The organism is Jannaschia halovivens, from assembly GCF_046452375.1.
Lineage (GTDB): Bacteria > Pseudomonadota > Alphaproteobacteria > Rhodobacterales > Rhodobacteraceae > Jannaschia > Jannaschia halovivens.
Window position 1 is genome coordinate 1975142 of record NZ_JBKFDJ010000001.1, and the last position, 18729, is coordinate 1993870.

Annotated in this window: 24 protein-coding genes and 2 pseudogenes; 22 read left to right on the forward strand and 4 right to left on the reverse strand. The window is 69.6% G+C overall.

Translation table 11 applies throughout. The annotated features are described in order from the left end of the window. The first annotated feature begins 106 nt into the window (after positions 1-106). Positions 107-739, forward strand: a complete 633-nt coding sequence (locus tag ACK8OR_RS09975; protein WP_410189249.1) for a hypothetical protein — start codon at positions 107-109, stop codon at positions 737-739. Here ACK8OR_RS09975 and ACK8OR_RS09980 read toward each other — a convergent pair. Then, entirely contained in the window at positions 700-1236 is a 537-nt protein-coding gene (locus ACK8OR_RS09980) for a CBS domain-containing protein (RefSeq protein ID WP_410189250.1), read from the reverse strand. The two genes, ACK8OR_RS09975 and ACK8OR_RS09980, sit on opposite strands and share 40 nt — an antisense overlap. Positions 1237-1377: 141 nt before the next feature. On the opposite strand from ACK8OR_RS09980, the gene ccoG reads away from it, so the two are divergent. The 4 genes and pseudogenes from ccoG to ccoS all read left to right on the forward strand — a co-directional run. After that, positions 1378-2922, forward strand: a complete 1545-nt coding sequence (gene ccoG / locus ACK8OR_RS09985) for a cytochrome c oxidase accessory protein CcoG (protein ID WP_410189251.1) — start codon at positions 1378-1380, stop codon at positions 2920-2922. Then, a complete protein-coding gene (locus tag ACK8OR_RS09990) occupies positions 2919-3374 on the forward strand; it encodes a FixH family protein (protein ID WP_410189252.1) in 456 nt (151 codons plus the stop codon). The genes ccoG and ACK8OR_RS09990 overlap by 4 nt, the downstream gene beginning before the upstream one ends. Then, positions 3371-5455, forward strand: a complete 2085-nt coding sequence (locus tag ACK8OR_RS09995) for a heavy metal translocating P-type ATPase (protein ID WP_410189253.1) — start codon at positions 3371-3373, stop codon at positions 5453-5455. Before ACK8OR_RS09990 ends, ACK8OR_RS09995 begins: the two co-directional genes overlap by 4 nt. Then, a pseudogene (gene ccoS / locus ACK8OR_RS10000) lies at positions 5452-5586 on the forward strand (cbb3-type cytochrome oxidase assembly protein CcoS); the annotation flags it as partial. The gene ACK8OR_RS09995 and the pseudogene ccoS, both read left to right, overlap by 4 nt. Here ccoS and ACK8OR_RS10005 read toward each other — a convergent pair. Then, positions 5580-6479, reverse strand: a complete 900-nt coding sequence (locus tag ACK8OR_RS10005) for a DMT family transporter (protein WP_410189254.1) — start codon at positions 6477-6479, stop codon at positions 5580-5582. The pseudogene ccoS and the gene ACK8OR_RS10005 sit on opposite strands and share 7 nt — an antisense overlap. 7 nt (positions 6480-6486) lie before the next feature. After that, a complete protein-coding gene (locus tag ACK8OR_RS10010) occupies positions 6487-7374 on the reverse strand; it encodes a LysR family transcriptional regulator (RefSeq protein WP_410189255.1) in 888 nt (295 codons plus the stop codon). A gap of 166 nt (positions 7375-7540) precedes the next feature. Here ACK8OR_RS10010 and ACK8OR_RS10015 point away from each other — a divergent pair, with 166 nt between their 5' ends. The 17 genes and pseudogenes from ACK8OR_RS10015 to ACK8OR_RS10095 all read left to right on the forward strand — a co-directional run bounded on the left by ACK8OR_RS10015 (position 7541) and on the right by ACK8OR_RS10095 (position 17695). Then, positions 7541-8116, forward strand: a complete 576-nt coding sequence (locus tag ACK8OR_RS10015; protein WP_410189256.1) for an FMN-dependent NADH-azoreductase — start codon at positions 7541-7543, stop codon at positions 8114-8116. A 105-nt stretch (positions 8117-8221) separates the two neighbouring features. After that, positions 8222-8521: a hypothetical protein gene (locus ACK8OR_RS10020; protein ID WP_410189257.1), complete on the forward strand. Its 300-nt coding sequence runs from the start codon at positions 8222-8224 to the stop codon at positions 8519-8521. A 165-nt stretch (positions 8522-8686) separates the two neighbouring features. Continuing rightward, on the forward strand, positions 8687-8863 hold the full coding sequence (locus tag ACK8OR_RS10025) for a hypothetical protein (RefSeq protein WP_410189258.1): 177 nt from the start codon (positions 8687-8689) through the stop codon (positions 8861-8863). 192 nt (positions 8864-9055) lie between these two features. Next, on the forward strand, positions 9056-10549 hold the full coding sequence (gene ffh / locus ACK8OR_RS10030) for a signal recognition particle protein (RefSeq protein ID WP_410189888.1): 1494 nt from the start codon (positions 9056-9058) through the stop codon (positions 10547-10549). After that, positions 10546-11085: a GNAT family N-acetyltransferase gene (locus ACK8OR_RS10035; protein ID WP_410189259.1), complete on the forward strand. Its 540-nt coding sequence runs from the start codon at positions 10546-10548 to the stop codon at positions 11083-11085. The genes ffh and ACK8OR_RS10035 overlap by 4 nt, the downstream gene beginning before the upstream one ends. Continuing rightward, positions 11082-11414: an NIPSNAP family protein gene (locus ACK8OR_RS10040; RefSeq protein ID WP_410189260.1), complete on the forward strand. Its 333-nt coding sequence runs from the start codon at positions 11082-11084 to the stop codon at positions 11412-11414. The genes ACK8OR_RS10035 and ACK8OR_RS10040 overlap by 4 nt, the downstream gene beginning before the upstream one ends. Beyond that, positions 11411-11941: a GNAT family N-acetyltransferase gene (locus ACK8OR_RS10045; protein ID WP_410189261.1), complete on the forward strand. Its 531-nt coding sequence runs from the start codon at positions 11411-11413 to the stop codon at positions 11939-11941. Before ACK8OR_RS10040 ends, ACK8OR_RS10045 begins: the two co-directional genes overlap by 4 nt. Continuing rightward, positions 11938-12504, forward strand: coding sequence for a GNAT family N-acetyltransferase (locus tag ACK8OR_RS10050; RefSeq protein ID WP_410189262.1), 567 nt, complete (start codon positions 11938-11940; stop codon positions 12502-12504). Before ACK8OR_RS10045 ends, ACK8OR_RS10050 begins: the two co-directional genes overlap by 4 nt. Beyond that, positions 12501-13007 (forward strand): GNAT family N-acetyltransferase, encoded by a 507-nt coding sequence (locus ACK8OR_RS10055; protein ID WP_410189263.1) that lies wholly within the window; start codon positions 12501-12503, stop codon positions 13005-13007. Before ACK8OR_RS10050 ends, ACK8OR_RS10055 begins: the two co-directional genes overlap by 4 nt. Further along, positions 13004-13603, forward strand: coding sequence for a GNAT family N-acetyltransferase (locus tag ACK8OR_RS10060; protein ID WP_410189264.1), 600 nt, complete (start codon positions 13004-13006; stop codon positions 13601-13603). Before ACK8OR_RS10055 ends, ACK8OR_RS10060 begins: the two co-directional genes overlap by 4 nt. A 25-nt stretch (positions 13604-13628) precedes the next feature. Next, the gene (locus ACK8OR_RS10065; protein ID WP_410189265.1) at positions 13629-13925 is read left to right on the forward strand and encodes a chorismate mutase; all 297 of its coding nucleotides are present in this window, start codon (positions 13629-13631) and stop codon (positions 13923-13925) included. Positions 13926-13949: 24 nt separating this feature from the next. After that, positions 13950-14336, forward strand: a pseudogene (rpsP, locus tag ACK8OR_RS10070) (30S ribosomal protein S16); the annotation flags it as partial. Between the two features lie 248 nt (positions 14337-14584). Further along, entirely contained in the window at positions 14585-15112 is a 528-nt protein-coding gene (gene rimM, locus ACK8OR_RS10075) for a ribosome maturation factor RimM (RefSeq protein ID WP_410189266.1), read from the forward strand. After that, complete coding sequence (trmD, locus tag ACK8OR_RS10080; RefSeq protein ID WP_410189267.1) at positions 15109-15888, forward strand: tRNA (guanosine(37)-N1)-methyltransferase TrmD; 780 nt, start codon at positions 15109-15111, stop codon at positions 15886-15888. The genes rimM and trmD overlap by 4 nt, the downstream gene beginning before the upstream one ends. A gap of 221 nt (positions 15889-16109) precedes the next feature. After that, positions 16110-16496: a 50S ribosomal protein L19 gene (gene rplS / locus ACK8OR_RS10085; protein ID WP_298436444.1), complete on the forward strand. Its 387-nt coding sequence runs from the start codon at positions 16110-16112 to the stop codon at positions 16494-16496. Next, complete coding sequence (gene rpmE / locus ACK8OR_RS10090; protein ID WP_298436447.1) at positions 16496-16717, forward strand: 50S ribosomal protein L31; 222 nt, start codon at positions 16496-16498, stop codon at positions 16715-16717. Before rplS ends, rpmE begins: the two co-directional genes overlap by 1 nt. Positions 16718-16885: 168 nt before the next feature. Continuing rightward, positions 16886-17695, forward strand: a complete 810-nt coding sequence (locus ACK8OR_RS10095) for a division plane positioning ATPase MipZ (protein WP_410189268.1) — start codon at positions 16886-16888, stop codon at positions 17693-17695. 12 nt (positions 17696-17707) lie between these two features. On the opposite strand, the gene ACK8OR_RS10100 is transcribed toward ACK8OR_RS10095, so the two are convergent. Beyond that, the gene (locus ACK8OR_RS10100; protein WP_410189269.1) at positions 17708-18724 is read right to left on the reverse strand and encodes a cytochrome d ubiquinol oxidase subunit II; all 1017 of its coding nucleotides are present in this window, start codon (positions 18722-18724) and stop codon (positions 17708-17710) included. Positions 18725-18729: the final 5 nt, after the last annotated feature.

The window sequence follows — 18729 nt, forward strand, 5'->3', positions numbered from 1 at the left end:
TCCGCGCCCCCGCCGTCCGCCACGGCGGGGGCGGTGTCTCTTCTGATCGATCGCCCGCCCCGCTTTCGAGGTCAGGTTGACATATCCGGCAGGGAGGCACACCGAGATGAAAGACCGCGGACTGATCGCGATCCTGGAGCGCAGCGCGGTCGTCCGGCTGGCCGATATCGCCTTGAAGCGGGCAATCTTCGCGGCGGTGGCCGTATGGGTCGCGGAGTTCGACGACCGTGCCGCCGCTCGCGAAGACGCGCGGCGCGAGCGCATCAAGTCCGCCTTCATGCTCCTCGCGCAGCAGACCTTTCTCCAGATCGGCGGCCCCATTCCCGCGCTCGCGCTTCAGGACCTCGCGGATGAGAGTATTTCCGTGCGCGGCCGCGAATTGACAGGTGGCATCTATGAGGACGTTACCCTCGACGGCACGGTGCTGTCCGAGGGCGAATTCTACGATCTGACCTCTGAGAACGCGTCCTTGAAATACGTCCGCTTCGACAATTCCGTCTTCGCGGAGACGGTCACGTTCCGGTCCGTCGATCTGACGGGCGCCTCGTTCGTGGGCGTCGATCTGGACGATGCGGTGTACGAGGATGTCACCGGCCTCCGGCCCAAGATGTTCGACGGCGCGAAAAAACGCGCCGACGCGATCTTTCCGGACCGGTTCGGTGCGTCCGCTATCGCGACATACCCCGTTCCCGGCCCAGATCAGACGGCGGCGAAGACCACGATCATGGCGAGTACGTAGATTAGGATGCCGCCGCCGATCAGCAGGTAGTGGAAGTTGCCCATCGCCTGCGCCTTCAGGATCGAGCGCATCTGGCCCAGCATCTCGGGCCAAGTGTAGCTGACGAAATCGCCTTGGGTGAACACCGCCTTGATGCGGCCCTCGTCATCGACCACGGGCAGGCGCCGGAAGCGCTCGTTCGACATGATCCGCAGCCAGTCGACCATGTCGTCCGTCTCGCGCGCGAGCCGGGGCTCGGCGGTCATGATCTCCGAAAGGGGCGTCGTCTTGGCGTCGAGGCCGCGCCCGACGATCTTGTTCATGATGTCGCGCTCGGTCACGACGCCGATCACCCGGTCGTCGGGGTCGGTCACAATGACGCAGCCGTAGTTCTTGTCGGACATCGCGGCCACGGCCTCGGACACCATGGCCTCGGGCGGGCGCGTCAGGGGGCGGGGCTTGGCGCGGTATTCCGCCCGATCCATCAAACGGTTACCGCCGCGCGTGTCATCCGCCATGATCGTCCCTCCTCGGGTTTATCTCCATTCACCTAAGGGGCGCGGGCGCGAGGTCAAAACACGGACCGTTGACCTGGATCAAGGCCGCCGGCCCGGCAGGTGGGGCATCAGCGGGCTGTCCCGCTTTCCCTCAAGGCGATCATGAGCAAGTCCACACCCCTCTTCGCGGCCCAGGTGCCGATCTTCCCCCGCAAGGTCGCGGGCACGTTCCGACGCCTGAAATGGGTCGTGATGCTGGTGACGCTGGGCGTCTACTACGTGACGCCCTGGATCCGCTGGGATCGCGGACCGAACCTGCCCGACCAGGCGGTGCTGGTCGATCTGGCGGGGCGGCGCTTCTACTTCTTCTGGATCGAGATCTGGCCGCACGAATTCTATTTCGTCGCGGGCCTTCTGATCATGGCGGGGCTGGGGCTCTTCCTCTTCACGTCGGCGCTGGGACGCGTCTGGTGCGGCTACACCTGCCCGCAGACCGTCTGGACCGACCTCTTCATCGCGACCGAACGCTGGATCGAGGGCGACCGCAACGCGCGCATCCGCCTCTGGAAGGGCAAGTGGGACGCGCGCAAATGGCGTCTGCGGCTGTCGAAATGGGTGGTGTGGGCCTTCATCGGGCTGGCGACGGGCGGGGCCTGGGTCTTCTACTTCGCCGATGCGCCGACGCTGGCGCGCGACCTCGTCACCGGGACGGCCCATCCGGTGGCCTATGCGACGATGGCCGTCCTGACCTTCACGACGGTCCTTCTGGGCGGCTTCGCGCGCGAGCAGGTCTGCATCTACATGTGCCCCTGGCCCCGCATCCAGGGCGCGATGATGGACGAGGGCACGCTGACCGTCGGCTATCGCGACTGGCGGGGCGAGCCGCGCGGCAAGAAGCACGAGAACCGGACCGGCGACTGCATCGATTGCATGGCCTGCGTGAATGTCTGCCCCATGGGCATCGACATCCGCGAGGGCCAGCAGATGGCCTGCATCACCTGCGCGCTGTGTATCGACGCCTGCGACGACGTGATGGACAAGATCGGCAAGCCGCGCGGCCTGATCGACTATCTCGCGCTGTCGGACCGCCCGCCCGAGACGCTGGCCGAGAGGCTGGCCGTGAACCCCATCGGAACGCAAGCCACCGGCGATGCCGTCACAACCGCCGCCCCCGGCGCGCCTGCCCCCGCGCCCCATGCCGCACCTGCACCGATCGTCACCCGCGCCGACATCAAGGGCTGGGCGCCGCAGCCGGTGTGGAAGCATATCCTGCGGCCCCGCACGATCCTCTACACGATCGCCTGGGCGGGAATCGGCATCGCGCTGGTCGTCGCGCTCTTCGTGCGTCCGGACATCGACATGACCGTCGCCGCCGTGCGCAACCCGACCTTCGTGACACTCTCGGACGGGACGATCCGCAACGCCTATGACGTGCGTCTGCGAAACAAGCACGGCGAGGACCGCGCCTTCCATCTGTCGCTCGCCTCCGACGACCTGCTCCGGATCGAGCTGGAGGGACGCGACGACCTCACCACCATCGTCCCCGCCAACGAGACCAAGCTGCAGCGGGTCTACGTCTCCGCCCGTCCCGACGATGCCGCCGCCCGGGCCGCGCGCACCGACCTGCGCTTCTGGGTCGAGGACCTCGTCTCGGCCGAACGGGCCTGGGGCGACACGCATTTCTTCGGACAAGGAGAGCTTCGATGACCGCGACACTGACGGGCCGGAAGGTCCTCGGCATCTTCGTTCTGGGCTTCGGCACGATCGTCGCCGCCAACATGACGCTGGCCGTGAACGCCGTCCGCACCTTCCCCGGCCTCGAGACGAAGAACAGCTATGTCGCGTCGCAACGTTTCGATGCCGACCGCGCCGCGCAGGAGGCGCTGGCCTGGACCGCCGCCGCGACGCTGACCGGGACCGAGGTCGTGCTCGACCTGCACGACGCGACCGGCGTGCCGGTGGCCGACGCGACGCTCACCGCGACGCTGGGCCGCGCGACCAACGTGTCGCAGGACGTCACGCCGCGCTTCGTCTTCGACGGAACGGTCTGGCGCGCGCCGGTCGACCTGCCGCCCGGCAACTGGGACCTGCGGCTGGCCGCGACCGCCGCCGACGGCACGCCCTATCGCCGCCGCCTGAAGCTGCGGGTCGCGCCATGACTGCGCTGGCCGACGGGCATCTCGCCGCGCCCGCCACCCCGCAGACCGTGATCCTGTCGGTTCCGGACATGCGATGCGCAGGCTGCATCGCGGGGGTCGAGGGCGCATTGACCGACCTGCCCGGTATCGACGCGGCCCGCGTCAACCTGGGCCAGAAGCAGGTGCGCGTCACGGGCGCGCGCGCCACGGCACCTCGCCTCATCGCCGCGCTGTCGGACGCGGGCTTCGCCGCCGCCGAGATGGACGATTCCGCCTTGACCCCTGCCGCCGATACCAAGGGTCGCGCCCTCATGATGCGGATCGGCGTCGCGGGCTTCGCGATGATGAACGTCATGATCCTCTCGGTCGCGGTGTGGTCGGGCGCGGGCGAGGCGACGCGCGACCTCTTCCACTGGATCAGCGCGGCCATCTCGTTGCCCGCGCTCGTCTATGCCGCTCGCCCCTTCGTTGCCTCGGCGGCCACGGCGCTGGCCGCCCGGCGGATGAACATGGACGTGCCCATCTCGCTGGCCATCATCCTCGCGGCGGGCGTGTCGCTGCACGAGACGTGGATCGGCGGGGCGGAGGCGTGGTTCGACGCAGCGCTGTCGCTGACCCTGTTCCTTCTGATCGGGCGCTATCTCGATCACCGGACGCGCCGCACCGCGCGCTCGGCCGCCGCGGCGCTGACCGCGCTGGAGGTGCCGCGCGCCACGCTGGACACCGGCGAGGTGGTGCGCACCGCCGACCTTCGAGTAGGCGACCGCGTCCGGGTCGCGGCGGGTGCGCGCATCCCCGTCGACGCGCGGGTCACCGAGGGCCGCGCCGATCTCGACCGCTCGCTCCTGACGGGGGAGAGCCTGCCCGTCCGCGCCACACCCGGCACCCTGGTGGCAGCGGGCGAGACGGTGCTCGACGGGCACCTGGTCCTGACGGCCACCGCCGTGGGTGAGGATACGGGCCTCCGCCGCATGGCCCGCGCCGTCGCCGTGGCCGAGGGCGCGCGGGGTGCCCATGTCGCGCTCGCCGACCGGGCCGCGAAGATCTATGCGCCGGCCGTCCACGGACTGGCCTTCGCGGGCTTCCTCGGCTGGGTGCTGGCGACAGGCGACGTGCACCGCGCGATCCTCGTGGCGGTCGCGACGCTCATCATCACCTGCCCCTGCGCGCTGGGCCTCGCCGTGCCCGCCGTTTCGGTGACCGCCGCGCGCCGCCTCTTCGAGGAGGGGCTGCTCCTGAAATCCGCGACCGCGCTCGAACGCTTGGCACAGGTCGATGCGATCGTCCTCGACAAGACGGGTACGCTGACCACGGGCACCGCCGAGCTGTCGCACCTGCCCCCGGAGGCCGCCGCCGTCGCGCGCGCGCTGGCGCTGGCCTCCGACCACCCGGTCGCGCGCGCCGTCGCCGCGGCCCTGCCCCACATAGCACCCGCCGCGCTGACCGATCTCGCCGAGGTGCCGGGCGACGGCGTCACCGCACGCTGGAACGGCACGCCCGTCAGATTGGGGCGCGGGGCGGCTGGGACGGTGCTGGAACTCTCGGGCGAGAGCTTCGACGTCACCCCGCGCGAAACCCTGCGCCCCGGCGCGGCCCGGCTGGTGGCGCGCGCGCAATCGGCGGGCCTGCCGGTAACGCTCCTCTCGGGGGACCGGACCGAGCCCGTGCGCGCCGTTGCCGCCGAGCTCGGGATCGCCGACTGGCACGCCCGCGCCACTGCCGAGGAAAAGCTCGATCTGCTGCGCGCCCGCGCCGCCGCCGGGCAGCGGGTGCTGATGGTGGGCGACGGTCTGAACGACGCGGGCGCGCTGGCTGTGGCCCATGTCTCGCTGGCCCCCGCCACCGCGCTGGATGCGGCGCGGGCAGCGTCGGACGTGGTCTTGCTGGGCGGCGATCTGGCGGCGGTGCCCGCGGCCCTCGAGCTGGCGCGGACGGCGCGACGCCGGATGCTCCAGAATTTCGCGCTCGCGGCGATCTACAATGCCGTCTCGATCCCGCTGGCGCTCTCGGGGCTGGCGACGCCGCTGATGGCGGCCATCGCGATGTCGTCCTCGTCGATCCTCGTCGTGCTCAACGCGCTCAGGCTGAAGGTGCGGTCGTGAACGTCCTCATCCTCCTGATCCCGGTGTCGCTGGCGTTGGGCGCGGGCGGGCTGGCGGCGTTTCTCTGGACGCTGCGGCATCGGCAATACGAGGATCTCGAGGGAGAGGCGGCGCGCATCCTGCTTCAGGACCGCGCGCCCGACGCCTCTTCGTCGCGGAGAAGCAGTCCCAGCGCCACGAGCGTCAGCGCCAGCCCCGCCAGCACGCCCGCGGGCGGCGGCGCGCGGCCCAGCGCCAATTCCCAGACCGTAACCCAGGCCGGCACGAGATAGGTGTAGGCCATCACCTTCGACGCCGGCAGCCGTAGCGACGCGTATTGCAGGAGCGTGAAGGTCGCGGCCGAGGCGAAGACCGCCGTGTAGCCGATCGCGATCCAGACGCGGGCGGGCAGCGCGCCCCAATCGGTGGCGGCGATCGCGCTGGACCCGGCGATCCCGATCAGGACCGCGCCCGCCACGAGCGTGCCGAAGGTGAAGACCAGCGCGCTCTCGCCGCGGTTCAGGCGGCGCACCAGCGGGGTGTAGATCGCGTGCGCGACGCAGCCCCAGAAATAGATCCATTCGCCGCGTCCGACCGCGAAGGCCCGGAGCGTCGCCCAGTCGGCGTCGAAGATCACCCAGAGCGCGCCCGCCGCCCCCAGCGCCAGGGCCGCGGCGATGCGCGGCGTCGTGATCTGGCGCAGCAGGAGCCAGCCGAACACGGCGGCGAGGATCGGGGTCAGCGTGAAGACGGCCGCCGCCGAGACCGGGGCGGCCGTCTTCAGACCCTCGAACATCAGCACGAAATAGAGACCGAAGACCCCGCCCAGGACCCCGTAGCGCCACGGCGCCGACAGGGCCGCGCGGGGCACGCCGCCCCGCGCCGCGACCGCGATCCCGATGATGCCGGCGGCCAGCGCGAAGCGGACGGCGTTGAGTGCGGCGGGCGCGATGTCGTTGGCTGCCGCCGCCCCCAGAGGAAACGACCCGGCGACCAGCGCCGAGAAGAGGAGCATCGCCGCGTGGCCGCGGCCCGCCTCGGTCACCGGGGGCTCAGATCTGCGGCCAGCGCGTCGCCCAGTCCTTGAGGAAGGCGAGGAAGGTCTGGACCTTGGCCGTGCGGTGGAGGTCCACGTGGGTCACGAGCCAGAGCTGGCTGTTCCACTCCTCGCGCGGGCCGAACACCATCTCGACATCGTTCTCGTTGGCCTCGGCCCAGAGCGTCGAGAAGCCGATCCCGAGCCCCGCCTTCACGGCAGGGCGCGTCGCGGTGATCTGGTTGACTTGGTAGCCGATATTCTCGGGCGGAATATGCTTCTTGAGCCACGCGAAGAACGGCGCACGCGGGACGTCGTCGGCCGAGCCGATGAAGATATGGTCGCCGGGCTCCTCGAGGCTCTCGGGCCGGCCGTGCCGGGCGATGTAGTCTTTGGACGCATAAAGCGCGAAGCCCTGGTGATAGAACTTCTGGACGACGTTGTCGGGCTGGTCGGGCGGGTTGCCCGCGCGGATCGCGACATGCGCCTCGCCGTATTCCAGCCGGAAAAGACGCTCGTCGGTCAGGAACTTGATGGTCAGCTCGGGATGCTCTTCGCGGAACGCGGCGAGCGCGGGCGACAAGAGCGGTGCGAGCACGGCCAGCGACGTGATGATCAGCTCGCCCGTCATCTCGTTGCCCCGCCCCGAGATGCGGTTGGCAAGCTGCGCGAGCTGGTCGTCGGTCGATTGCGCGACCTTCAGGAGGTCCTGACCCGCCTCGGTCGGGGTGTAGCCCCGCGCATGGCGCTGAAAGAGCTTCGCCCCCAGCTTGCCCTCGAGGCTGTCGACATGCCGGATCACCGTCGCATGATGCACGCCCAGCACCTGCGCCGCGCCCGACACCGTGCCCAGACGCGCCACCTGAAAGGCGGTCCGGACCTCGTCCCAATCGTTGAATGCCATCGCCGTCCTCCGGTTGGCCGAACTATCGCCGCGGCCATCGACCAAGGCAAGGTTCCCTGCACTCACGCACAGCCGATAGGCGACGGGCGCAAATTGCGTTCGACCGCGCAGGGATCATCTTGAGGCGAGACCCACCGTCCCGCCCTCGAACCCAAGGACCTCGATCATGACCATTCTCCGCATCGACGCCTCCGCCAAGCCCTCCGGATCCAACACCCACGCCATTCTCGATGCCATCGAGTCCCGCATCGGCCGCGCCGACATCCGCCGCGATCTCGGGGCCGAGGCGGTGCCGCAGATCGACGGCACCTGGGTGGCCTCGAACTTCACGCCCGCGGGCGAGCGGACCGACGTCCAGAAGGCCACGCTGGCGCTCTCGGACGAGCTGGTGGGCGAACTGATGGAGGCCGACACTCTGCTGATCGCGCTGCCGATCTACAACTTCACCGTGCCCGGCAGCCTCAAGGCCTGGATCGACCTCGTCTGCCGCGCGGGCGTGACGTTCAAATATACCGAGAGCGGGCCCGTCGGCCTCCTCGAAGGCAAACGCGCCATCGTGGCCGTGGCCTCCGGCGGCACTCCGGTCGGCTCGGAGATCGATTTCGCCACGCCCTACATGCGCCATGTCCTGAAGTTCATCGGCATCACCGATGTGACCTTCGTGGCCGCCGACCGCCTGAACATGAAGGACGGCGATGCGGTGAGCCTGGTCGAGGACCAGATCGCGGCGCTCGCCGCCTGACGCATTGCGGCGGTGCGGCGGAATTGCGCCGCACCGCCGCATCGGTCGGGAACACACCCTCCGGGGGTCCGCGTTCCACGGACACATCAACCCCAGAGGTGCCCCATGACCCCCGACATGACCCGAAACGCCGCCCTGATCGTCGCCAGCCAGGCCCGGATGGTGGAACTGACCAGCCGGTTCTGGTCCGAGATGGCGCTGGGCTGGCGCGCGCTCCTGCCCGCCGCGCCACAGATGAACCGACCCGCCTTTGACCCGTCCCGTGCCGAAGCCGGCGACCTCGACGCGGCGGACGCCGTGGCCCTGCGCCCGATCGACGGCACGCTGACGGCGGCCGACGATCTTGCGGCTCGGCCGGATCCCGTGGCTTTGGCGGCCAAGGACATCACGCCGCCCGCGGGCTGATCGGCGCCGCCCCGGCGGCGCGTTTCCGCCCTGAACGACCCGCCGGGGCGCGACAGTCCCGCCCCGGCGGCCTCAATGTTTCCCCAACCTTTCCCCGGTTTCGCACGACCCGCGCCACGCGCGCCGCGCAGCTTTCTTCGCGACCCCACCGCGAAGGAGAGGATCATGCGCCATATCTATACCGCCCGGCCCCGCCGCCGCCTGTTGGACCGTCTCGCCCTCTGGTCGGCCGTTGTGCTCGGCGCGACCGTGACCGTGGACCTGCTGGTCTACAAGGACATCGCCGGGTTCGACCGCGGCAGCATCGACAACGTCGTGCAGACCTCCGCCGCCGCCGACTGACGCCGCCCCCGCGGCTTGACAGCCGCGCCCCGCGCGCGTAGCCCGCGCCCCACATCCGGATGCTCCACGCCTCCGGTCCCGGCACCACGTTCGGGATCGCCCTCCGTCAGCGCGTCGCGCCCACGGGGGCGTTTGTGCATTCGCCTGCGGGTTCCCACATCGGGGTCACGCAACATGGGAAAGGGACGCGAGATGTTCGAGAGCCTGTCAGACCGCCTTGGCGGCGTCTTCGATCGCCTGACGAAGCAGGGCGCCCTGTCCGAGGACGACGTCCGCACCGCCATGCGCGAGGTTCGCGTCGCCCTGCTGGAGGCGGATGTCTCGCTCTCGGTGGCCCGCGACTTCGTCAAGCGCGTCACCCAGAAGGCCACCGGCGCCGCCGTCACCAAGTCGATCACGCCGGGCCAGCAGGTCATCAAGATTGTGCATGACGAGTTGCGCGCCGTCCTCGCGGGCGATGAGGGCATCCCGCCGCTCAAGATCGACAACCCGCCCGCGCCGATCCTGATGGTCGGCCTTCAGGGCTCGGGCAAGACGACGACGACGGGCAAGCTGGCCAAGCGCCTGAAGGATCGCGACGGCAAGCGGGTGCTGATGGCCTCGCTCGACGTGAACCGCCCGGCGGCGATGGAACAGCTCCAGATCCTCGGCGCGCAGATCGGGGTCGACACCCTGCCGATCGTCGCGGGTCAGAGCCCCGTCGACATCGCCAAGCGCGCCAAGACGCAGGCTTCGCTGGGCGGCTACGACGTCTACATGCTCGACACCGCGGGCCGGTTGCAGATCGACCAGGTGCTGATGGACGAGGTGGCGCAGGTTCATGCCGCCGTCTCCCCGCGCGAGACGCTTCTGGTGGTCGACGGCCTGACCGGCCAGGTCGCCGTCGAGGTGGCCGAGGAGTTCGACGCCAAGGTCGGCGTGACCGGCGTCGTGCTGACGCGGATGGATGGCGACGGGCGCGGCGGCGCGGCCCTTTCCATGCGCGCCGTGACCGGCAAGCCGATCCGCTTCGTCGGCCTGGGCGAGAAGATGGACGCGCTGGAGACCTTCGAGCCCGACCGCATCGCGGGCCGCATCCTCGGGATGGGCGACATCGTCGCGCTGGTCGAGAAGGCACAGGAGGTCGCGGACGTCGAGGCCCAGGAGCGCATGATGAAGCGCTTCCAGAAGGGTCTGTTCAACATGAACGACCTCAAGGGTCAGCTGATCCAGATGCAGAAGATGGGCGGCATGGAAGGGCTGATGGGCATGATGCCGGGGATGGGCAAGATGGCCAAGCAGATGGACAAGGCCGGATTGGACGACTCGATCCTCAAGCGCCAGATGGCCCTGATCGACTCGATGACCAAGAAGGAGCGCGCCAACCCCGCCCTCCTGCAGGCCAGCCGCAAGAAGCGGATCGCCAAGGGTGCGGGCCTCGAGGTCAGCGAACTGAACCAGCTTCTCAAGATGCATCGCCAGATGGCGGACATGATGAAGAAGATGGGCAAGGGCGGCATGCTCAAGAAGGCCATGGGCATGATGACCGGCAAGGGCGGCGGCATGCCCGATCCCAGCCAGATGGACCCCGCCGCGCTCGAGGCGGCGTCAAAGCAGCTCGGCCAGATGGGCGGCATGGGCCGGATGCCCGGCATGCCCGGTGGCGTGACCCTGCCCGCGGGCCTCGGGGGCATGAAGAAGAAGTGACCGGTCCCGCCTTCCATGACCTGAACGCCATCGCCCCGCTCGAGACCGAGCGGCTGGTGCTGCGCGTGCCCGTGGAAACCGACTGGCCCGCCCATCTCGCGTTCGGCCTGTCGGACCGGATGCGCTTCACCGGCGGTCCGACGGATCGTTGGGGGACGTGGCGCTCGTTCACGTCGATGCTCGGCCATTGGCTGCTGCGCGGCTACGGCTTCTGGCAGGTGCTGGAAAAGGGGACGGGCACGCGGGTCGGCAAGGCGGGCGTGCTCTTCCACGACGGCTGGCCCGAGCCGGAGCTGGCCTGGCACCTCTACGAGGGCGGCACGGGGAAGGGCTACGCGACCGAAGCTGGCCGCGCCGCGCGGGCGGATGCATGGACGCGGCTGGGCCTCGGCCCGCTGATGAGCCCGATCGACCCCGAGAACCACGCCTCGCGCGCGGTGGCCGAGCGGCTGGGCGCGCGCTTGGAACGCACCGGCGCCCTTCTGGGCGAGACGGCCGAGATCTGGCGCCATCCCGCTCCGGAGGCCGCCGCATGATTACCTGCACCGTCCGCCATGAGCTCGACCCCGATCAGCTCGAGGCCTTCGAGGTCTATGCGAAGTTCTGGCTCTGGAAGATCCCCGAGATGGGCGGCACCCATCACGGCTACCACATGCCGTTCGAGGGTCCGAACGACATCGCCTATTGCCACTTCTCCTTCCCGTCGCTGGCCGCCTACGAGGACTATCGCGACCTGATGCGCGCCGATCCCGAGTGCCAGCGCGCCTATGCCCATGCGCAGGCGACGAAGTGCATCCGCCGCTACGACCGCAGCTTCACGCGCCCCGTGATGGATGGCGCCTCGGCCGACGCGCTGGGACTGTGACCGACACGGTGCTGCATATCCCGACGCTCGTGACCGAGCGCCTGACGCTCCGTGCACCGCGCGCGGCGGACATGGACGCCTATGCCGCGTTTCGCGCCAGCGACCAGATGCGCCATCTCGGCGGCCCCGCCAGCCGCGCGGCCGCGTGGGAGCATCTTTCCGGGGTCGCGGGCCAGTGGCTCCTTCGCGGCTACGGGCGCTGGATCGTGACGATGACCGGCGACGACGCGCCGCTGGGCGTGGTCGGCATCTACCACCCCGAGGACTGGCCCGAACCCGAGATCGGCTGGTCCGTGACCGCCGCCGCCGAAGGTCGGGGCATCGCGCGCGAAGCGGCGCTGGCGACCCGTGGTTATGCCTACCGCGTGCTGGGCTGGCCCACGATCGCGAGCTTCATCGCCGCCGGGAACACCCGGTCCGAGGCCTTGGCGCAGCGGCTCGACTGCACCCCCGACGGCGTGTTCCCGCATGCGGAATACGGCGACATGACCATCTGGCGGCATCCCGCCCCGGAGGTCGCATCATGATCGCCCCCGTCACCATCCCCGTGGTGCCCGCCGCCGCCCGCACGGCTGCAGCGCTGGAGGCGGTCGTGCCCGTCCTGCGCACCCCCCGCACCGTCCTGCGCGCGCCGCGCCTAGGCGATTACGACGCGCTCCATTCGATCACCGGCAGCGCGCGGGGCGTCTTCGAGGGCGGGCCCTCGACCGAGGCCGAAAGCTGGGCCGATTTCTGTGGCATGACCGCGACCTGGCTGCTGCGCGGGCACGGCATGTGGACGGTCGAGACCCGCGCGGGCGCGGTTGCGGGCTTCGTGCTGATCGGGACCGAGCCGGGCGATGCCGAGCACGAGCTGGGTTGGCTGATGACCGATGCGTTCGAGGGCCGCGGCCTTGCGACCGAGGCCGCCATCGCCGCGCGCGATCACGCCTGGTCCGTCCTGCGCCTGCCCTCGCTCGTCAGCTACATCGCCCCGGGCAACACCCGGTCCGAAGCCGTCGCGCGCCGCCTCGGGGCCGCGCCCGACGGCACGATGCTGGACGGTCAGATCGATGTCTGGCGCCACCCCCGGCCCGAGGGCGCGGCATGATCCCGACGCTCTCCACCGAGCGGCTGACGCTGCGTGCGCCCGAGCTGGGCGACCACCCGGCCTGTGCCGCGTTCTATACGACCGAGCGGTCGCATATCGTCGGCGGCCCGCTCGACGAGGTCGGCGCGTGGAAGATCCTGACGAACGATGTGGGCCATTGGCATCTGCGCGGCTACGGCTGGTGGGCGGTCGATGCGTCCAAGGATGGCGGCGACGCCTGTGTCGGATCCTGCGGCTTCCACCTGCCCGCCGGGCGCCCGGACGTGGAACTTGGCTGGTCGCTCTATTCGGGCACCGGGCGGGGCTACGCCACCGAGGCCGCGCGCGCGGCGCTCGACTGGGCCCGCCGGACGGGCCATGCCGCCCGCTGGGGCCGCATCGTCAGCCATATCGACCGGGGTAACACGGCGTCGCAGCGCGTCGCCACGCGCCTCGGCGCAATCGATACCGGAGAGCCCGCGGCCCACGACACGGCCTGCACGATCTGGGAGCATGCGACATGAGCGCCGACATCCCCGTGCTGACCACCCGTCGACTCGAACTCCGCGCGCCCGAGCCGCAGGACTACCCCGACTTCAAGGCGACCTTCTCGTCCTACCGGTCGCGCTTCATGGGCGGCCCGCTCAATCCCTACGAGGCATGGATGCTCTATGCCGCCGAGATCGGCCATTGGCAGATCCGCGGCTTCGGCATGTGGATGATCCACGCGCGGGACGATGACCGCACCCTCGGGATGGCGGGCGGATGGCAGCCCGCCGGCTGGCCCGAGCGCGAACTGGCCTGGATCATCTGGCCGCAGGCGTCGGGCAACGGCTTCGCGCTGGAGGCGACGGATGCGGTCCGCCGCCATCTCTACGGCGCGGGCTGGACCGGCGCGGTCAGCTATGTCGACCCGAAGAACCTCGACTCGATCCGGCTCTGCGAGCGACTGGGCGCGCGGCGCGCCGACGACGCGACCACGATCGACGGCAACGATGTCGTCTATCGCCACCCCGCGCCCTCGGCCCTTGCGGACACGCGCCTCTCCTGGGCGATCGCCCGCGAGATCGAGCATTACGCCGATCCGCGCCTGACCCCCGAGGGGATGCCCGTTGACTGATCGCCCCACCCCCGAGGAGGCCCCGATGACCGATGCCGCCACCCGCGCCGCCGCCCTTCTGGGCGAGCATCGCGCCTCGATCGACCGCCTCGACGCGGTCCTCGTCTACACGCTCGCCGAACGCTTCGCCCACACCCAGGCGGTGGGGCGGCTCAAGGCCGAACACGATTTGCCCCCGTCCGACCCGGACCGGGAGGCCACCCAGATCGCCAGGCTCGAAGCCATGGCGGTGGAGGCCGGGCTCGACCCCGGCTTCGCCAAGAAATTCCTCGGGTTCATCATCGAGGAAGTCATCCGACATCATCGGCAACATCAATCCTAAGACACTGACCAAAGGACCAAACCCATGGCCATGAAGATCCGACTCGCCCGCGGCGGCTCCAAGAAGCGCCCGCATTACTCCATCGTCGCCGCCGACAGCCGCATGGCCCGCGACGGCCGCTTCATCGAGAAGCTGGGCACCTACAACCCGCTCCTGCCCAAGGACAGCGAGGAGCGCGTGAAGATGAACATGGAGCGCGTGCAGTACTGGCTCGGCGAGGGCGCTCAGCCGACCGATCGCGTCGCCCGCTTCCTCGAGGCCGCCGACGTGCAGCCCAAGAAGGTCCGCGCCAACATGAAGAAGGCCGAGCCCGGCAAGAAGGCCGTCGAGCGCGCCAAGGAAAAGGGCGAGAAGGCCGCCGCCGCGGTCGCCGCCGCCGCCGAAGCCGCCGCCTCGACGGCCGCCGAAGCCGCTGACACCGCGACCGACGCGGCCGCCGACGCCGCCGGGACCGCGACCGATGTGGCCGCCGCCGCCGCCGGTGCCGTGGCCGGGGCCGCCGCGTCGGCCGTCGAAGCCGTCGTCGATGCCGCGGCCGATGCCGTCGAGGCCGTGACCGGCAACGACGACGACAAGAAGACCGACGAGTGATCGTCACCCCGGGGGCGGCGTCATTGCCGCCCCCGGATCGCGCCGCCACCGGATCGAAGGTCGCCACCATGAAGGATCACGTCTGCCTCGGGGCCGTCATGGGCAGCTATGGCGTGCGCGGCGAGGTCCGCCTCAAGAGTTTCTGCGCCGACCCTTCGGCGGTCGGCGATTACGGCCTGCTCGTCTCGGATGGCGGCACCGCCTATGCCGTCACCGTGCTGCGCCCGATCAAGGGCGGCTACGCCGTCCGCCTGTCGGGCGTCCCCCACAAGGAGGCCGCGGACGCACTCAAGGGCCAACGCCTCTGGGCTCCGCGCGACGCGCTGCCCGCCCTCCCCGATGACGAGTTCTACCATTCCGACCTGATCGGCCTCGTGGCCGTCGACACCGGCGGCGCCGATCTCGGACGGGTCCACGCGGTCCACGACCACGGCGCGGGCGACCTGCTGGAGGTACGTCCCGCCGGGGGCGCGTCGGTGCTCGTGCCCTTCACGCAGGCGATCGTGCCGACCGTCAATCTCAGGGCGCGGCGGATCGTCATCGACCCGCCGTCGGGTCTCTTCGACGACGGCGCGGATGACGCGCCACCCGAATGACCGATCCCGCCCGCTCCCACGGCTCGAAGTCGATCCGCGCCTCGGCCGCGCCCCGCGACCTGATGGGCCCCGCGCCCCGACCCGGCGCCTGGGCCGCGTCGGTCGCCACGCTGTTCCCCGAAGCATTCCCCGGCGTGCTCGGCCATTCGCTCACGGGCACGGCGCTGAAGGACGGGCTCTGGTCGCTCGACGTGACCGACCTGCGCCGCTTCGGCGAGGGGCGGCACCGCAAGGTCGACGACCGGCCCGCGGGCGGGGGCGCGGGGCTGGTGCTGCGCGCGGATATCGTCGGCGCGGCGCTGGAGGCCGCGCGCGGGCCGGGGCCGATGATCTATCTCAGCCCGCGGGGCCGCCCCTTCGACCAGGCCCGCGCCCGCGCGCTCGCCGCCGGGCCGGGCGTCACGCTTCTCTGCGGCCGGTTCGAGGGCGTCGATCAGCGGGTGCTCGACGAATACGAGATGGAGGAGGTCAGCCTCGGCGATTTCGTCCTGACCGGCGGCGAGATCGCGGCGCAGGCCCTGCTCGACGCCACGATCCGCCTTTTGCCGGGCGTCATCGGCAACCAGGCCTCGACCGAGGAGGAGAGCTTCTCCGACGGGCTTCTGGAACACCCGCACTTCACCAAGCCCGCCGAGTGGCAGGGCCGCACGATCCCGGAGGTTCTGACTTCCGGCGACCACGCCAAGGTCGCGGCCTGGCGGCGCGTCCAGTCCGAGGCCCTGACCCGCTCAAGGCGTCCCGATCTCTGGGCGCGATACCTGGACACCAAACGTTAACCACCGCGCCCCGTTTCGATGTTCCGCAAATATGCCGGGGTCCGGGGCAGCGCCCCGGCGCTCGCCACTTGCGCCGCGCCGCCGCGCGATATACGACGCCGCATCACGTATCGCCCCGGTCTGCCGGGACGCTCTGCGTGACCGCAAAGAACAGCCGTCCGGAGCCAACCGGACAGGACATCATCCGGGGGCAAACCTCGTCGCAACCATAGGAGGGTCCGATGGACCTGATCGCTCAGATCGAGGCGGAGCATATCGCCGCGCTCGATAAGACCATTCCCGATTTCAAGGCTGGCGATACCATTCGCGTCGGCTTCAAGGTGACCGAGGGCACGCGCACGCGGGTCCAGAACTACGAAGGCGTCTGCATCAGCCGCAAGAACGGCTCGGGCATCGCCGGCGCGTTCACGGTCCGCAAGATCAGCTTCGGCGAAGGCGTCGAGCGGGTCTTCCCGCTGCATTCCACGAATATCGATTCGATCGAGGTCGTGCGCCGGGGCCGCGTTCGCCGCTCCAAGCTGTATTACCTGCGGTCGCGCCGCGGCAAGTCGGCCCGGATCGCCGAACAGACCAACTACCGTGCCCCGAAGGCCAAGGAGACCGTGTGATGAAAAAGGATCTGCACCCCGAATACCACACGATCAACGTCAAGCTGGTCGACGGCACCGTGGTCGAGATGCGCTCGACCTGGGGCGAGGAGGGCTCGCAGCTTTCGCTCGACATCGACCCCTCGGTGCACCCGGCCTGGACCGGCGGCACCTCGCGGCTGATGGACACCGGTGGCCGCGTGTCGAAGTTCAAGAACAAGTATGCCGGCCTCGGCTTCTGAGCCACGCCGCATCGGACGACGCGAACGCCGCCCCCCCGGGGCGGCGTTCTGCGTTTGGAGCCCGACGTGCCGCGGTTCGACGGAAATAAGGGTTAACGCGCGCGGGGACGCTTAACCTTCCGCCAGCCGCGCCCTATGGTCCCGACGGGAACGTGTGGGGGCACGACAATGGCGCATATCATCGTCTTCGGGAACGAGAAGGGCGGGTCGGGCAAGTCCACGACCTGCATGCACACCGCGACGGCGCTCGCCCGGTCCGGCGCGCGGGTGGGCACGCTCGATCTCGACCTGCGCCAGCAGACCTTCACGCGCTATCTCGAGAACCGGCTGGAATACGGCAAACGGCACGGCGTCGAGCTGCCGACACCGATGGTGTCGGGCCTGCCGAAGGTGGATCGCGATGCCCTCCGCGAGGGCGAGAATCCGTTCGACAAATCCCTCAGCCTCGCCGTGGCCGAGCTGGAGAAGACCTGCGATTTCATCGTGATCGACTGCCCCGGCTCGCATACGCGGCTGAGCCAGGTGGCGCACAGTCTCGCCGATACGCTGGTCACGCCGCTCAATGACAGTTTCGTCGATTTCGACCTTCTGGCAAAGATCGACCCGGATTCGGGAAAGATCCTCGGGCCGTCGGTCTATTCCGAGATGGTGTGGCACGCACGGCAGCTTCGGGCGAAGGCGGGGCTTCAGCCGATCGACTGGATCGTGCTGCGCAACCGTCTCGGCGCGCAGGAGATGCACAACAAGCGCAAGATGGGCCAGGCGCTGGAAGATCTGTCGAAGCGGATCGGCTTCCGCGTGGCCCCCGGCTTCACCGAGCGGGTGATCTTCCGCGAGTTGTTCCCGCGCGGCATGACGCTGCTCGACCTCAAGGATATCGGGATCGCCAACCTGAACCTGTCGAACGTCGCCGCCCGGCAGGAGCTGCGCGACCTGATCAAGGCGCTGAACCTGCCATCGGTCGAATTGGCGTTCTGAGGGCCCGCGCCCTCAGTAGTAGCGCAGCGCCTTCGTCTTCCCCCGGAAGATCCAGTAGGCGAGGATCGTGTAGGCGAAGATCGTCGGCATCACGACCGCCGCCCCGATCAGGATAATCGCCAGCGCGTCCGGCGACGACGCCGCCTCCCAGATCGTGAGCTGTTCGGGCACCACGTAGGGATAGAAGCTGTAGGCCAACCCGAGGAAAGCCAGCGTGAAGAGCGCCAGCGCGGTCACGAAGGGCACCCAGGCCCAGCGGTCATTCTCGCCCGGCAGGTGGTGGAAGGACCGCCAGAGCAGCCACAGCCCCGCCAGCGACAGGATCGGCAGCGGCGAGAGATAGAGCATCGACGGCAGCGAGAACCACTTCTCCCAGATGCGGTCCGACACGAGCGGCGACGCGAGCGAGATCGCCCCGATGCCGACGACGAGGCCCCAGATGCAGTTCTTGGCCCAGCGGATCGCGTTGACCTGCAACTCGGCCTCGCCCTTGAGGATGAGCCAGGTCGCGCCGATGAACGCATATCCAACGGTCAGCGCCAGCGCGCAGAGCGTCGCGAAGAGGACCGTCCCCCAGGTCAGGTCGAGGCCCATGACGTAGAGGCCCAGCATGAAGCCCTGCGCCAGCGTCGCCATCAGCGAGCCTGTGAAGAAGAGCGCGTTCCAGAGGCCCTTGTACTTGGCGCGGGCCTTCACGCGAAACTCGAAGCTGACACCCCGGAGGATCAGCCCGACCAGCAGGATGAAGACCGGCAGGTAGAGCGTCGTCAGGATCAGACCATGCGCCGCCGGGAAGGCCACGAGGAGGAGGCCGACGGCGAGAACGAGCCAAGTCTCGTTGGCGTCCCAGAAGGGTCCGATCGAGGCGACCATCATGTCCTTCTGCGCGTCGTCATCGGCCAGCGGCGTCAGGATGCCGACGCCGAGGTCGTAGCCGTCGAGAACGACGTAGAGCAGGATCGAGAACCCCATCAGGCCCGCGAAGACGAAGGGCAGCCAGATGTCGGGCGCGTATCCGAAAAGCTCCATTCCCG

Coding starts and splice junctions, on each gene's coding strand:
- ACK8OR_RS09975 (WP_410189249.1), top strand. CDS start 107: ATGAAAGACCGCGGACTGATCGCGATCCTGGAGCGCAGCGCGGTCGTC.
- ACK8OR_RS09980 (WP_410189250.1), bottom strand. CDS start 1,236: ATGGCGGATGACACGCGCGGCGGTAACCGTTTGATGGATCGGGCGGAA.
- ccoG (WP_410189251.1), top strand. CDS start 1,378: ATGAGCAAGTCCACACCCCTCTTCGCGGCCCAGGTGCCGATCTTCCCC.
- ACK8OR_RS09990 (WP_410189252.1), top strand. CDS start 2,919: ATGACCGCGACACTGACGGGCCGGAAGGTCCTCGGCATCTTCGTTCTG.
- ACK8OR_RS09995 (WP_410189253.1), top strand. CDS start 3,371: ATGACTGCGCTGGCCGACGGGCATCTCGCCGCGCCCGCCACCCCGCAG.
- ACK8OR_RS10010 (WP_410189255.1), bottom strand. CDS start 7,374: ATGGCATTCAACGATTGGGACGAGGTCCGGACCGCCTTTCAGGTGGCG.
- ACK8OR_RS10015 (WP_410189256.1), top strand. CDS start 7,541: ATGACCATTCTCCGCATCGACGCCTCCGCCAAGCCCTCCGGATCCAAC.
- ACK8OR_RS10020 (WP_410189257.1), top strand. CDS start 8,222: ATGACCCCCGACATGACCCGAAACGCCGCCCTGATCGTCGCCAGCCAG.
- ACK8OR_RS10025 (WP_410189258.1), top strand. CDS start 8,687: ATGCGCCATATCTATACCGCCCGGCCCCGCCGCCGCCTGTTGGACCGT.
- ffh (WP_410189888.1), top strand. CDS start 9,056: ATGTTCGAGAGCCTGTCAGACCGCCTTGGCGGCGTCTTCGATCGCCTG.
- ACK8OR_RS10040 (WP_410189260.1), top strand. CDS start 11,082: ATGATTACCTGCACCGTCCGCCATGAGCTCGACCCCGATCAGCTCGAG.
- ACK8OR_RS10050 (WP_410189262.1), top strand. CDS start 11,938: ATGATCGCCCCCGTCACCATCCCCGTGGTGCCCGCCGCCGCCCGCACG.
- ACK8OR_RS10055 (WP_410189263.1), top strand. CDS start 12,501: ATGATCCCGACGCTCTCCACCGAGCGGCTGACGCTGCGTGCGCCCGAG.
- ACK8OR_RS10060 (WP_410189264.1), top strand. CDS start 13,004: ATGAGCGCCGACATCCCCGTGCTGACCACCCGTCGACTCGAACTCCGC.
- ACK8OR_RS10065 (WP_410189265.1), top strand. CDS start 13,629: ATGACCGATGCCGCCACCCGCGCCGCCGCCCTTCTGGGCGAGCATCGC.
- rimM (WP_410189266.1), top strand. CDS start 14,585: ATGAAGGATCACGTCTGCCTCGGGGCCGTCATGGGCAGCTATGGCGTG.
- trmD (WP_410189267.1), top strand. CDS start 15,109: ATGACCGATCCCGCCCGCTCCCACGGCTCGAAGTCGATCCGCGCCTCG.
- rplS (WP_298436444.1), top strand. CDS start 16,110: ATGGACCTGATCGCTCAGATCGAGGCGGAGCATATCGCCGCGCTCGAT.
- rpmE (WP_298436447.1), top strand. CDS start 16,496: ATGAAAAAGGATCTGCACCCCGAATACCACACGATCAACGTCAAGCTG.
- ACK8OR_RS10095 (WP_410189268.1), top strand. CDS start 16,886: ATGGCGCATATCATCGTCTTCGGGAACGAGAAGGGCGGGTCGGGCAAG.
- ACK8OR_RS10100 (WP_410189269.1), bottom strand. CDS start 18,724: ATGGAGCTTTTCGGATACGCGCCCGACATCTGGCTGCCCTTCGTCTTC.